At 72.4% G+C, this 13,487-nt stretch carries 13 protein-coding genes; 5 read left to right on the plus strand and 8 right to left on the minus strand.

The annotated features are described in order from the left end of the window. The first annotated feature begins 402 nt into the window (after positions 1–402). Positions 403–1,293 carry a universal stress protein gene (locus tag ACIRD7_RS16835; RefSeq protein WP_403453601.1) on the plus strand — a complete coding sequence of 297 codons (891 nt, stop codon included), beginning with the start codon at positions 403–405 and terminating at the stop codon, positions 1,291–1,293. 34 nt (positions 1,294–1,327) lie between these two features. On the opposite strand, the gene ACIRD7_RS16840 is transcribed toward ACIRD7_RS16835, so the two are convergent. The 3 genes from ACIRD7_RS16840 to ACIRD7_RS16850 form a co-directional block, all read right to left on the minus strand. Continuing rightward, positions 1,328–2,353 carry a 6-phosphofructokinase gene (locus ACIRD7_RS16840; protein WP_403453879.1) on the minus strand — a complete coding sequence of 342 codons (1,026 nt, stop codon included), beginning with the start codon at positions 2,351–2,353 and terminating at the stop codon, positions 1,328–1,330. Positions 2,354–2,731: 378 nt separating this feature from the next. Continuing rightward, positions 2,732–3,382, minus strand: coding sequence for a CBS domain-containing protein (locus ACIRD7_RS16845; protein WP_403453602.1), 651 nt, complete (start codon positions 3,380–3,382; stop codon positions 2,732–2,734). A gap of 255 nt (positions 3,383–3,637) precedes the next feature. Next, positions 3,638–4,018 (minus strand): STAS domain-containing protein, encoded by a 381-nt coding sequence (locus ACIRD7_RS16850; RefSeq protein WP_403453604.1) that lies wholly within the window; start codon positions 4,016–4,018, stop codon positions 3,638–3,640. Between the two features lie 314 nt (positions 4,019–4,332). Here ACIRD7_RS16850 and ACIRD7_RS16855 point away from each other — a divergent pair, with 314 nt between their 5' ends. Then, the gene (locus ACIRD7_RS16855) at positions 4,333–5,163 is read left to right on the plus strand and encodes a universal stress protein (protein ID WP_403453605.1); all 831 of its coding nucleotides are present in this window, start codon (positions 4,333–4,335) and stop codon (positions 5,161–5,163) included. Between the two features lie 385 nt (positions 5,164–5,548). Here ACIRD7_RS16855 and ACIRD7_RS16860 read toward each other — a convergent pair whose 3' ends face one another. After that, entirely contained in the window at positions 5,549–6,442 is an 894-nt protein-coding gene (locus tag ACIRD7_RS16860) for a universal stress protein (protein ID WP_403453607.1), read from the minus strand. Positions 6,443–6,969: 527 nt separating this feature from the next. Here ACIRD7_RS16860 and ACIRD7_RS16865 point away from each other — a divergent pair. Then, entirely contained in the window at positions 6,970–7,143 is a 174-nt protein-coding gene (locus ACIRD7_RS16865; protein WP_403453608.1) for a hypothetical protein, read from the plus strand. Between the two features lie 202 nt (positions 7,144–7,345). Here the strand turns inward: ACIRD7_RS16865 and ACIRD7_RS16870 are convergent, their stop codons facing one another. The 3 genes from ACIRD7_RS16870 to ACIRD7_RS16880 all read right to left on the minus strand — a co-directional run bounded on the left by ACIRD7_RS16870 (position 7,346) and on the right by ACIRD7_RS16880 (position 9,310). Continuing rightward, positions 7,346–7,852, minus strand: a complete 507-nt coding sequence (locus ACIRD7_RS16870) for a universal stress protein (RefSeq protein ID WP_403453609.1) — start codon at positions 7,850–7,852, stop codon at positions 7,346–7,348. Between the two features lie 286 nt (positions 7,853–8,138). Continuing rightward, the gene (locus ACIRD7_RS16875) at positions 8,139–8,795 is read right to left on the minus strand and encodes a CBS domain-containing protein (protein WP_403453610.1); all 657 of its coding nucleotides are present in this window, start codon (positions 8,793–8,795) and stop codon (positions 8,139–8,141) included. Between the two features lie 50 nt (positions 8,796–8,845). After that, complete coding sequence (locus tag ACIRD7_RS16880) at positions 8,846–9,310, minus strand: cyclic nucleotide-binding domain-containing protein (protein WP_403453611.1); 465 nt, start codon at positions 9,308–9,310, stop codon at positions 8,846–8,848. A 217-nt stretch (positions 9,311–9,527) separates the two neighbouring features. On the opposite strand from ACIRD7_RS16880, the gene ACIRD7_RS16885 reads away from it, so the two are divergent. After that, positions 9,528–10,451 carry a carbamate kinase gene (locus ACIRD7_RS16885; protein ID WP_403453612.1) on the plus strand — a complete coding sequence of 308 codons (924 nt, stop codon included), beginning with the start codon at positions 9,528–9,530 and terminating at the stop codon, positions 10,449–10,451. A 7-nt stretch (positions 10,452–10,458) separates the two neighbouring features. Here the strand turns inward: ACIRD7_RS16885 and ACIRD7_RS16890 are convergent, their stop codons facing one another. Further along, on the minus strand, positions 10,459–12,192 hold the full coding sequence (locus tag ACIRD7_RS16890; protein ID WP_403453614.1) for a SulP family inorganic anion transporter: 1,734 nt from the start codon (positions 12,190–12,192) through the stop codon (positions 10,459–10,461). 364 nt (positions 12,193–12,556) lie between these two features. Here ACIRD7_RS16890 and ACIRD7_RS16895 point away from each other — a divergent pair, with 364 nt between their 5' ends. Then, positions 12,557–13,462 (plus strand): universal stress protein, encoded by a 906-nt coding sequence (locus ACIRD7_RS16895; protein ID WP_403453615.1) that lies wholly within the window; start codon positions 12,557–12,559, stop codon positions 13,460–13,462. Positions 13,463–13,487: the final 25 nt, after the last annotated feature.

The raw sequence follows: 13,487 nt of genomic DNA on the forward strand, positions 1-13,487 counted from the left end.
CCACGTGAGCTGTCTCCGCCCTCGTGATCGTTCAAGCACGGCCGCGAACCCGAGCGCCCCGCGCCGCCTGCGGGCAGGGACGTACACCTGCGGGATCGCCTGTCGCAGTTCTTGGGCGGGTGCCCGCAACTCGTCGCATACCTGTGTGCCGTAGGTCATGGTTCCTCTCCACCTTGTGTTCAGGGGACGTCCGGTGTCCGTCCCGGCGAAGCCGAACGCCGGCACCGCCTCCTCACGAATGCCGTGTGCCTTCCATCGACGCGCCGTGGTGGTGCGGAGCGGAGAGGGCCGGACGGCTCTTTCGCCGGGACCTTCGGGGCCCGCCGTGGAACAGTGGGAGAAAAGGGCGAAGGAGACGTGGGGTGCGCCTGCGGACGTGGACGGTGGGCGAAGGAGGGCGCGATGAGTCACCCCGTGCTGGCGGGTGTCGACGGATCCGAACGCAGCCTGGCCGCGGCCGACTGGGCCGCGCGGGAGGCGCTGCTGCGCGGTGTCGAGCTGCGGCTGATGCGCGCCATGCCACCGCTGCCGGGCGGTGCCGTGCCGGCCCCCGCCGCGCAAACCCTGCACCGTATGGGGGAGCACATGCTCCAGCGGGCGATCACCGATCTGGGCACCCGCTACCCGGACCTGCGGGTTCGGGGCGAGCAGGCCGACGACGCCCCGGCCATGGCACTCCTCGCCGCAGCGCGTGACGCCGGGCTTCTCGTGGTCGGAGCACGTGGCGCGGGCGGCTTCGACGGACTCGCGGTCGGGTCGGTGGCCCTTCGTGTCGCCGCGGCAGCCGCTTGCCCCGCGGTGCTCGTACCCGAACGGCCCGTCGAGGGTTTCGGGGACGGGACGCCGGTGGCGGGCGGTGGCGCCGAGGTGGTGGTGGGGTTCGACGCGCACCGTCCGGTCGGTGAAGTGATCGACTTCGCGTTCTCGGCAGCCGAGGCACGCGGGGCGCGTCTGCGGGTGGTTCAGGCCTGGGCTCTTCCCGCCGAGGCCGTCTCCTCCCAGAGGCTGTTCGTGACCGAGGAGGATCGCGCCACTTGGGAGGACCAGGAGGTGTTGCGGCTCTCCGACGCCCTGCGCACGAGGCAGGAGAAGTATCCGGAAGTAACGACCCGCACCGACGTCGTCCTGCTCCACCCCGCGCAGGCGCTCGTGAACGGGTCCCTGGGAGCGGGCCTGTTGGTCGTGGGCCGTCGCACCGACCCGCGGGCGCCCGAGGGCCGGCTGGGGCCGGTGACTCACGGCGTACTGCATCACACCCGCTGTCCGGTGGCGGTCGTGCCGTATGCCGGCTGACGGGGGAGCCGTATGCCGGCTGACGGGGAGAGGATCAGCCGAAGAACACCTCGAACTCGTCGTACAGAGACGGGTCCACCAGCTTGGTCTTCGCCCTGCTGCCGTCGAGGGGGATGCGGATGATCCGGGTGCCGCGCAGGGCCACCATCTTGCCGTAGTCGCCGTCCTTGACCGCGTCGACGGCGTGCAGCCCGAAGCGCGTGGCCAGCCAGCGGTCGAAGGCGCTCGGCGTGCCGCCGCGCTGCACGTGGCCGAGGACGGTGGTACGGGCGTCCGTGCCCGTGCGCTCCTCGATCTCCTGGGCAAGCCACTCGCCGATGCCCGACAGGCGCACGTGGCCGAACTCGTCCAGCGTCCGGTTCTTGAGGACCATCTGCCCCTCGATCGGGACGGCTCCCTCGGCGGCGACGACGATCGGCGCATAGTGGATCTTGAATCGGCCCTTCACCCACGCGCAGACCTGATCGATGTCGAACGGCCGCTCCGGGATGAGGATCACGTTGGCGCCGCCCGCCACGCCGGCGTGCAGGGCGATCCACCCCGAGTGCCTCCCCATCACCTCCACCACCAGTGTGCGCATGTGCGACTCGGCGGTGGTGTGGAGGCGGTCGATGGCCTCCGTCGCGATGCCGACGGCCGTGTCGAAGCCGAAGGTGTAGTCGGTGCCGGACACGTCGTTGTCGATGGTCTTCGGTACGCCGACCAGATTGACCCCCTGGCGGCTCAGCTCGGTGGCCACACCAAGTGTGTCCTCGCCGCCGATCACGATGAGCGCATCGATCCCCTGCGCGGCGAGCATGTCCTTGATGCGCTGCACCCCGTCCTCGTGTTTGAACGGGTTGGTGCGGGAGGAGCCGAGGATGGTTCCGCCGCGTGGAAGGATTCCCCGCACGTTGGCGATGTCCAGCGGCACCACATTGCCCTGAAGCGCACCGAGCCAGCCGTCCCGCAGCCCGACGAAGTCGAAGCCGTACTCCTGGACTCCCTTGCGGACGACACTGCGGATCACGGCGTTGAGGCCGGGGCAGTCGCCGCCGCCTGTCAGCACTCCGACCTTCATGGCTTCCTCCCTGCTCTGCGTGGGACGTCGGCCGACCTCACCCGCGGCTGTGCCCCGCCCGGCGGTGCCTCGGCCCCAGACCGCGATGTGGTGCGGCTTGGCCGGCCAGGTCTCGGGGACGGTGACCTTGAGGCTGCGGTCGGTGAGGGTGGCACGCACGTCGTCGGCCTTCACACCGGTGGGCGGCGGTGCCCGGAGCGGCACGAGGTCCGAGGCCTTCCCGCACGTGCCGAACAGGCGGAGTCATGCGGCTCACCTCCGCGGACGTGAACCCGAAGAGCCAAGTGACTCTCCTTCCAGCATGGGCGACAGGGGCTCCGTCGGCGACCCGCCTCGCGGCCTTGCGGTCGAGGACCTTCGGCCCGAGACCGAGTCTCATCACCGGCCGACCCGACACCCGATGTGCGCGGAGACCGCGACCACCCCGTCGACGTTCCCGCACAGTCGCTCGATGATGGGGATAAGGCTGCTGACCTCGACGGATCCTGTGAGGGTCACCTCCCCTTCGCGTACCTCGACCGTCACGTCCGAGGGCGCGAGGCCCAGCGTCCGGCGCAGCACATCTTCGGTTATCTCGTCGCGGATCGCGTCGTCCCGGCGCAGGAAGATCCGCAGCAGATCACTGCGGCTGACGATGCCCCGGAGCCGGTCCGCCTCGTCCACGACGGGCAGCCGCTTGACGTTCTTGGCTGCCATGAGCCGGGCCGCCTCGACCACACTCCACTCCGGATGCGCGCAGACGGCGGGCGTCGACATCAACTCCTCCGCCCTGGCACCGGCGGCCTTGGCCCGCTCCCATGCCTCCAGATGCGGAATCGGGGTGTGCCCGGACGGGTCGGCCTGGGCGGAGCACTTGCGCAGCAGGTCTGCCTCGGACACCACGCCCAAGGGGTGGTCCAGCTCGTCCACCACCGGTACGGCGGTGACGTCGTTCTCGGCCAACAGCTCGACGATCTCCTTGAAGGGCGTCTCACGCCGGGCCCGGACCACATCGCGGGTCATCAGGTCTGCGACCGTACGGTGCTGCATGTCGCTCCTCCCTTCCCCGAAGTGACAGCCGACAGCCATCACATGTCCACGGTGGCAGGATCCGGTCGTCCGCAGGAGAGCCGTCCAGGACCTGTTCGGCACCGGACGGCCCTGAAACCCGGCCGTTCGGCCCCCTCGGATCGGAGGGGCCGAATGTGTACGGAAGCACCCACGCGTGCCCAGAGGGTTCCGCAGCTCCGCGGCGCGTGCAGTGCTCGGCGCCCGAGCCGTGAGCAGGCAGCCGTCGGGGGCCCGTCAGCCCGCCGGGACGGTGACCACGTGCGCGCCGACGAGTGCGGGCAGGTCGGGGTGGATCTCGAAAGCGTTCGCCAGACCGGTGACGCGCAGCACGCGCAGGAAGCACGTGTCCTCGGTGAGCAGACGGAGCCGGCCCTGCCGGGCCGTGACGCGGTTGCGGGCCCGGCACAGGACGCCGAGCCCCGTGCAGTCGATGAAGGACACGGCACGCAGATCGAGCACCAGATCGGGGCACGTCCCGGCGGTCAGCGAGTCCAGCCGTGTCCTCAGGGCCGGTGCAGCGAGAAGGTCGAGCTCGCCGCCAAGCTCCACCACGGTCGTACCAGCGACGGCAGACGCTGGGAGGGACGACGAGGACCTGGTGGGGTTCTCGTACATGGCCCAAGCGAACCCTGCACTTCGCGGGGAGCGGAAGGGCCGATCGGCCCAGTCCGCCCGATCCCGCGGGGCCGACCGGCCCAAGCCTGCGCGCCCCGGCGGGTACAAACTGGCGTGTGGGGAGCACAGGCACCGCCGGGGCCGCTGGCTGCACCCGCGGAAGGGGTCCCGGGGGCCGCCCCGTTGCGCGCCGGTGCGGGACCGTACGGCCCCGCGGCGGGGGCCGTACGGCATGGTGCCAGGTGCGCGTGGCCCCTGCCCGCGACGTCGCGGACGGACGAGCGTCGCCAGCACAGAGCAGAAGGGAGAGGGAGATGGCTCTCCACCCTGTGGTCGTCGGTGTGAACGATTCCCTGAACGCCGTACGAGCGCTGGACCGGGCCTCGGACGAGGCCGCACGCCGGGGAACTCAGCTGCGTGTCGTGTACGCGGTGCACGACCGCGACGAGGCCGAACCCGTCCTCGCGTCCGCCGCCACACGTGTCCGGGAACGTCATCCGAACCTGTCCGTGGTGACCGATGCCTTGGCGGGCGGCGCGGTGCGGGTCCTCGTGCGCGAGAGCGAGGGCGCTGCCCTGACCGTCGTCGGCACCCGCGGCTTCGGCGGCGTCACCGGGCTGCTGGCCGGCTCGGTGAGCCTGCGACTGGCCGCTCATGTGCACGGTCCTCTGCTTGTCGTACGCGGTGACCATCCATGCGACGGCGAGCGCAGTGTGCTGCTCGGCCTGGAGGACGACTCCGACGCGGACGCGGCCTCCTATGCCTTTCATGAGGCGCGGCGGCGAGGTGCCCGGCTGAGGGTCCTGCACTCGACCCACCGGTACGTCTCCCGCGAACTTCCCTCCCTGATCCTCGCGACGAGCCCCGGGCAACGGCGGCGCCTCCATGACGATCCGGCCGAGAAGGCCGTGCCGCGCTTCGACCTGGCCAGGCTGCGGGAAGAGCACCCCCAGGTCGACGTCGAGACCCGCACGGTGCGCAGAGGACCGGCCCAGGCCCTGCTGGACGCGACGTACGAGGCCGCCGTCGTCGTGATCGGCGCACATCGTCGTACGAGCCGGCTCGGGCCGCAGGTCGGCCCGGTCGCGCACACGCTCCTGCATCGCTCCCACTGCCCGGTGGTGCTGGTACCTACGACCGGCTGACCGGCGCACATCCTTCGTTACGGGCCGCCGGGGTTCGCGGGGTGGAGGTGACGGAGGAGGCCCCCGTCCGGAGGTCGGCCACGTTGGTCGGGCTGCGGGGGCGGGCGCCGCGACGGTCGGTCGGACCGCACTCCGGGGCCGTCCGGCACCAGCGTCCTTGGCCAACCGTCGCTCCAGGTTCGGTGGCGGCTTCGTCACCGCCGTCGCCCTCCGAGCCCGACAGGCTGGGCCTGGCCCTACGGCCAGGACGTTCACCTGGTGCAGCGACCCCGCGCCCTGGATCACCTGTGCGGGTGTCGGAGCCGACGGGCAGGAGCGGAGATACGGCCGCGCCGACCCGGTCCCTCCCGGTCCGTCCCCTGCCGGCGGAACCGGGAGGGACGACTCATTCGTGCGGCACGATCGCGACCGGGCAGCGGACGTGGTGCATCACCGCGTGCGCGACCGGCCCGGTGTGGACGCCGATCCTGGCCGGGCGGATCCTGCGGCCGACGGCCAGCAGACCGGCGTCCCGTGCCGCGTCCAGCAGGTGCGGCGCCGGACGGCCCTCCTCGGCCAGCCTGGTGACCTCCACCGCGGGGTACTTCTCCCGCCACGGTCCGAGAACGGACTCCAGTACTCGTTCGGCGCCCGCCCGCACGTCCCGGCGCGCCTTCGCCTCCAGCGCGTGAGGCACGTACGGCAGCTGCCACGTGTGAACCACGCGCAGGGGCGCGGCACGCAGCATCGCGCTCTCGAAGGCGAACCCGAGCAACTCCTCGCACGACTGAGCCGGGTCCACGCCGACCACGACAGGACGGTAGGGCGTGTGCGCCGACGGCCGGCCCTGAGCGTCCGGTTCGTGCTCGTCCTCGAGGGTCTGATCCGCCCGGACGAGCACGACGGGCCGCGTCACACGGGCGACCGTCGCCAGTGCCACGGAACCGGCCATGAAGCCGCCGAGACCGCTGAACGCGCGGCTGCCGAGGACCAGCAGCTCGGCCTCGTCGCCCGCGGCGACCAGGGCGTCGGCCGCCGGCCGGGAGATCTGCTCCGCGCTCAGGTACACCTGCGGATAGCGTTCGTTGAGCCGGTCAAGGGCACCCCGCAGGACCCGCCGCGCCCAGTAGCGAGGCGCGTCCAGCTCGGGCAGCTCCGACTCGTCGGGCGACATGCCGCCTTCCCAGGCGTGCACCAGGCGCAGCGGAAGACCGCGCCGAAGCGCCTCCCGGACCGCCCAGTCGGCGGCGGCGAGGCTCTCACGGGAACCGTCCAGTCCCACCACAACAGGGCGCGGCACGGCCACCACCTCCCCGGATCGGCGCCCGCACGCCGGTGTGCGGGTCCCTCCACTGCCAGGATCGCTGTGCGGTCAGTGGCCCCGGCAGGGGCCGGTGCGGCCCTGCCCGGGACCGAACGGCCCTTTCTGCGGCCCACGGAGGCGTGCCGTGGCAACTCCGAGCGACCACTGGCCCGGAGCGATCGACACCGAAGGCACCACAGTCGGCCCGCAGTCCCAACAACCCGGCCTGGCAGGGAGAACTGTCCCGTTCGGTGCGGCCGCCGTGGTGGCAACGATCGGCGTCCTGGTGCACGACCCGAGTCGCCGCCCCGCTTCATGATCGGCGCCTCCTTGGAGGTCGTCCCGCGCAGTGGCGGTCCTCCTTCCACCGCGCGTACGGGCGAGCGTTGTCCGTGGGCGCGGACCGCGTCCCGGCAAGGGCCGCTCCGGCCCTGCCTTCGGGACGCGTGGCTCATGTGCCGGAAGCCGTATCGGAGTTGGCTGGAAGCGAAGGGGAACGATGCCGACCCGAGGGGGCGAGGAACGTGGGCACGAGTCTCACGCCGGAGTTCTGGGAGCGGTTCACGCTCCTGCTGTTCGCGGCGATGGGGGTGACCTTCGCTCTTGCCGCGCTGTTCGACACGCTCGCGCTACGTCGGCAGAACCGCCGGGCGCACAGGACCGAGACCGCCGACCACCGCCCGCCCGTCCGCTCCTGAGGGACCCGGACCACAGGGGAACGGCGTCCACGCCATGGCTCCCCGCCGCCCGCACGGCGGGGAGCCGCCATGTGCGAGCCGTCAGGTGCGAAGCAAGTTCTCCGGTGATTCCAGCCGCCCAGCCGCCTGGAGTTCCACTCCGAGGCTGAAGAGCCCCCACGGGGCGGGGGTCGAGCAACTCCGGGTAAGCCCGCGTCGGCCCTCACGCCGCTCCCGTCCGTACGTCGGCAGTGGCGCCGATCGCCGTGATCCGTGTCGCGGGGCGGTCGGGGGTGGGCACCGTCACCACGGGGACCGTGGCGGAGCGCAGACACTCGCGGCCGACCGTGCCGACGGCCGGGAGTTCCCACCGCCCGTGCGCCCTGCGCCCGAGGGCCAGGAGCAGGGCACCGCGCGCGTACCGGAGGAGCACCTGTGCGGGCGGCCCCTCCACCACGACGGCGCGCAGGTCCGGGCCGACGCGGGGGCCGAAGGCCGCACGCACGGCCGAGGCCAGGACCTCGGCGGCCCGCTCGCGCTGCTCCGCGACCGTAGGGCGGGCCGACGCCGGCGCGTAGGGCGCGAACCCCGCCGTGGCCGGTTCCCAGGCGTGCACCGCGACGACCGGTGTGCCGAGGGCCCGTGCCTGCTCCGCCGCCCAGCGCAGCGCGGCCACGGATGCCTCGGAGCCGTCGACGCCCACCACGATTCCGTCGGCGTGTTCGGTCATGGCTGCCTCCATGGATGGCCTGTGCCGTCACCCTCTCCCGAACAGGGCGGGCCACGCGTGGGCCGAGCGGCTCCGGGGCCGTGCCCAACGGGCCCTTGCCCAGGGCCCGCCCCTGGAGGGGCTCAGTCACCGGCCGGCCCGCCACTTGCACACTTCCGGCGTCAGGGCGCGGCCGTCCGCACACCAAGCTGATCGTCTTGCTCTCCGCCCCGTTCGGCCGGGGCGGGCCGTATGTCTCAGGCTCGCGTCCTCGACGGCGGCGCGTGGCCGGGCTGACGTACCAGGTTCACCCGGTGGTGTCCTGCTCGTCCAGCTCGAACACCACGTCCACAACCCCCTCGACCGCCCGCGCCAGCCGCGCCGCCACCGGTATCAGCGACTTGTCCCGGATCCGGCCGCCCAGGCGCACGACACCGTCGAGGACGTCGACCCGCACCGCCGAACCAGGGAGCGGGAAGAGGTATGCCACGATCTCCCGGCGCACCTCCTCAGCGATCTCCTCGTCGTCCCGAAGGAACACCTTCAGCAGGTCGACCCGGCTGACGACGCCCTCCAGGCGTCCGTCCGCGTCGACCACGGGCAGGCGCTTGACCCTGGCCCGTGCCATGGTCCGGGCGGCCTGGGCGAGCGTCGCGTCGGACGTGACAGTGAGGGCGGGACGGGTCATCAGCTCACCCGCGGTCACCGATCCGGCCTTCGCCATGTCCGACAGCCGGCGCAGCTGCGTGTACCGGTCGGGGTCGCTGTCGCGGAACTCCTCCTTGTGCAGCAGATCGGCCTCGGAGACGACGCCGAGCACCCGGCCCCCTCCGTCGACCACGGGCAGGGCGCTGACCCTGCGCTCCTGCAGGGTCCGCACGATGTCCTTGAAGGCGGTGTCGCGGTCCACGACGGCGACGTCACGGGTCATCACGTCACGCACGATGTGCGGGGATCCGGGCACGATGACTCCTTCCACTCCTCGATGGTTTCGGTCCGCGCCGCGGAGCGCGGTCAGTGCGATGTCCCGCTGCCGTACGGCGCGTACAGGTCCAGCAGCCGGACGCGGGCCGCCTGGAGGCGGTGGGCCACGACCTCGCCCACCCACCGGGCGATGCTCCGGCCGAACTCGGGGTCGCTCCGGCAGATCGCGCGAACGGCGATGGCGTCGAACTCGTAGGCCCGAAGCGGCGAGGACGCCTGTGCTCCCAGATGCCAGACGTACGGCGGGTACAGCCACGACCAGCCGAGCAGTTCGTTGTGGCCGAGCGACTCGATGACGGCGGCCCGGCGGCCGGGCACGCGTATGTCGAGGTCGACCGTGCCGGTGCGGATGATCCAGAACCGGTCGGCGTGCCCGCCCTCCTCGAAGAGCCGGGTGTCCTGCGGGAAGGACACCTCGCGGGCGATCCGCAGCAGCCGGTCCCGGTGCTCGGTGGGCAGCGCCCGAGGCATGCTCGTGGATGCGGGTGCGTTCATGGAATGCCTCCAGGTCGTGCGGGCGGAGCTGCCACCTCCAGCGTGGGCATGTGCGGACGCCAGGGCCATGGGCCACCCGGCCCCGGGACCGGGCCACCCGGCGGCCCTCGGGAGCCCTTCGGCATCCTGCGCGGCCCGGGCGGTCCGTCGTTCGATGGTGAGGGGAGGGAGCGCCACCCGGCGCGGATACGACCGGAGCGAGGAGAGGGGCGACAACATGCGCATCGTCGTCAGCCTCGGCGGCAACGCGCTGCTGCACCGCGGTGAGCGCCCGGACGCGGACATCCAGCGCACCAACATGGTCCGCGTCGCCACCGCGATCGCGCCCCTGGCCCACGACCACGAACTCGTCCTCACGTACGGAAACGCCCCCCAGCTCGATCTCCTCGCCGCCCAGAGCACGGCCGACGCGGCCCTTGCCGCCCCCTATCCCCTTGATCTCATCGGCGCCCAGACCCAGGGACTGATCGGCACCCTCCTGGTGCGCACCATGCGCGATGTGCTGCCCGGACGCAGTGTCGTCGCGCTCGTCACGCACACCCGGGTACGCGCCGACGATCCAGCCTTCGAGCACCCCACGGGGCTGGTCGGCCCGCTCTACCCCGAGAGGCCGGCCCGTTACCTGATGAGGAAGTACGGCTGGCACATGGCCGAGGACCGGCACGGCCGGCGGCGTGTGGTCCCCGCGCCCTTGCCCGAGCGGATCGTGGAGGCCGGCACCGTCCGGACGCTGCTGGAGACGGGGGCGGTGGTGGTGTGCTCGGGCGGCGGTGGCGTTCCCGTCGTCGCCGACCGGGCCACCGGAGCGCTGCACTGCGTGGAGGCCGTCGTGGACAAGGACCTCGCCGCCGCCCGGCTGGCCGAGGAGCTGAAGGCCGACTTCCTGCTCGTCCTCACCGACGTACCGAACGTCTACGCCGACTACGGCACCCCCGGCCGGCGGCCCGTCCTCGACGTCACACCCGCCGAGCTGCGCGCTGCCGACTACCCCGAGGACTCGATGGGCCCGAAGGCCGAAGCGGCCGCCCGTTTCGTCGAGAACACCGGTCAGCTGGCGGCGATCGGAGCGCTGGACGCGGCGTACGAGATCGTGCACGGCCTCTCCGGCACACTCGTAAGGCCCGATCTGCCCATTGCCTGACACCCGGTCACTGCTCGCCGCACCACTTCCGGTACGCGGCCACGGCCGTCGGCAAGGTAGGGAAGATCAGCCTCCGGCCCACCGATTCCGCGAGCCCGTACGCCTCCAGATCGTCCAGCAGGTCCTGCTTCACACGGGCCAGTGCGAAGACGATGCCGCTCCGGGTCAGCTCGCGGCGCAGGGCGTCCACAGCGTCCAGGGCGGTGATGTCCACCTCCACGTTCGCCTCGGTGTTGAGGACGAACCAGCGGACCGGGCCGGTCTGCTCGTCGACGGCGGCCAGGGCGCGGCGGTGGAAGTCCTGCGCGTTGGCGAAGAACAGCGGGGAGTCGTACCGGTAGACGAGTAGCCCGGGGATGGTGCGAGCCTGGGGGTAGTCGTCCACGTCGTGCATACCGGCCACTCCGGGGACCAGCCCCTCGACGGCGTCGTGCGGCCGGGCAACCCGGCTCAGCAGCTCGGCCACGGACAGCCCCACGGCGACCAGCACGCCGTACAGCAGATCCAGGACGAGCACCCCAACCAGGCAGCCGACCGCCAGCAGCAGTTCCCGCCGCCGGAACGCGGCCAGCCGGGCAAAGCCCGCGAGGTCCGTCATCCGGGCCGCCGCGTACACCACCAGCGCGCCCAGCACGGCGGACGGCATGCGGGTCAGGAGCGGGCTGAGGAACAGCAGCACCGCGAGGACCACCAGGCCCGCCACCAAGGAGTACGCCTGGCTGCGGGCGCCCGCCGAGGAGGCGAGCGCGGTGCGGCTGGCACTGCTGCTCAGCGGGAAGCCCTGCAGCCAGCCGGCGCCGAGATTGCTCGCGCCCAGCGCCAGGAACTCCTGGTCGGCGTCGAGGCGGCCGTTCTCGTCGTCGCGACCCGCGAACGCGCGGGCGGTGAGGATGAAGTCCGTGTAGGCGACGAGCAGGACCCCCAGGGCGGGCAGCACCAGCTGTGGCAGCTCGCTCAGGTCGGGCGCCGCCACGGAGGGCAGCCCGGACGGGACCTCACCGATGACCTTGATCCCGTACTTGTCGTCGAGATCGAGGACGGCCACGGCCGCGGTGCCCAGCACCACCGCGAGCAGGGGGCCCGGCACGGCCGGCAGCAGCCACGCCGAGGTGAACAGGAACGCGATCGTGACAGCGGAGAAGACCACCGTCGCGGTGTGCGCCTGACCCAAGTCCCCGATGAACGACCACAGTTGCGGGAAGAAGCCCGAGCCCTCCGTGTCCACGCCGGTGAGCTTGGGCAGCTGGTCCACGATCATGATCAGGGCCACCCCCGCCAGATAGCCGATCAGGACCGGGCGGGAGAGCAGGTCGGCGACGAAACCCAGACGCAGCACCCGGGCCGCCAGGCACAGCAGGCCCACGGTCACGGCGAGGGCGGCGGCCAGCGCGGCGTAGCGGTCGGGGTCGGCGCCGGCCAGTGGAGCCACCACGGTCGCAGTCATCAGCGCGGTCGTGGACTCCGGGCCGACCGACAGCAGCCGGGACGAGCCCAACAGGGCGTACAGGCCGAGGGCGGGCAGGATCGCCCACAGCCCGGCGACCGGTGGCAGCCCGGCCACGCCCGCGTACGCCATCACCTGGGGCACGAGATACGCGGCCACCGTGACACCGGCGAGCAGGTCGCCGCGCAGCCACGAGCGGCGATAGCCGGCCAGGGCGGTGACCCCGGGGGCCAGTCGGCGGACCGCGGGCATCAGACGGTGCCGGCCCGGGGCGTGGCGGTCCGAGCCGTAGGACATGGGGGTTCCTTTCGCCGACTGTCTTCAGGATCCGTCGCGACCGGCCCGACCGCCTCGACCGCCACGTCCGCGCGTCCAGGTTCGGTGGCCGACAGGGCGCGGGGAAGGGGCCGTTCAGCCCCTTCGCCGAGTACCACGTCGTGTACGCGGTCGTCCTGATCGCTCCGGCCGCCATCGAGGCCGGCCCGGTCCGGGGACCTGGCCAGGCTTGGGCCCGACGGCCGTTCGCCGTCCGCAACCCCTGGTTGCCGTGTACCCGGGGGCCGTTGGGCCGGTCGGGCCCGACTCGGGGACCAGCGGCCCCTGCAGCAGCCGGATCCCAGGCCTGACGCTGGTGCCAGTTCCCCGATCAGGAGGCAGAACCATGATCCGCACTGTTGTCGCAGGTCTCGACGGCTCGTCCGAGAGCCGGGCGGCGGCTGAGTGGGCGGCCCGCGAGGCCGAGCTGCGCGGCCTGCCGTTGAAGATCGTCCATGTCTGGGAGCCCGCTCCGGAACCCATGGCCCAGGCCCCGCTGCTCGGCACCGAAACCCAGCGGCACTGGAGCGAGCGGGTGCCGCGCGAGGCGGCCGAGGTGATGAGGCGGCGTCACCCCGGCGTCGAGCTGACCACCGAGCACCTGACGGGAGCACCGGCCGACACCCTGCTCAAGGCAGCCGCGGACGCGGAACTGCTGGTCCTCGGGTCCCGTGGACTTGGCGGGTTCGGTGGCTTCATGGTCGGCTCGGTCGGCCTCTCCGTCGTGGCGCACGCAGAGCGGCCCGTCGTCCTCGTCCGGGCCGGTGAACAGGCCGCCGACGAGCACGAGCCGGACCAGGCGGGCATCCCGTCGGCCGCCACGCCGTACCACCCGGTCCTCCTCGGCCTCGACGCGGCGAGCCCCGCCGACCCGGTGATCGAGTTCGCCTTCGAGGAGGCCGCCCGCCGCAACACAGGCCTGCGGGTGATCCACGGTTGGAACCTGCCCCCGTACTACGTCTACGGCCTCACCGCCGACACCCAGTTGCACGACGAGATCGCCCGGCAGCACGCCGCCGTCCTGGCGGAAGCCCTGCGGCCCTGGCGTCAGAAGCACCCGAACGTCGAGGTCACCGAGGCGACGCCCTCCGGCAGCCCCGGTATCCGGCTGGTGGACGCCTCCCACACGGCCTCCCTGGTCGTTGTCGGCCGCCGCATCCGCCGCAGCCCGTTCGGCGCCCACATCGGCCCCGTCACGCACACCGTCCTGCACCATGCCGCGGCCCCCGTCGCGGTCATCGCCCACAACTGACCACGAACTTTCAGGAGTTGACCCC

It is taken from the genome of Streptomyces sp. NPDC093568 (assembly GCF_044764945.1).
Taxonomy (GTDB): domain Bacteria; phylum Actinomycetota; class Actinomycetes; order Streptomycetales; family Streptomycetaceae; genus Streptomyces.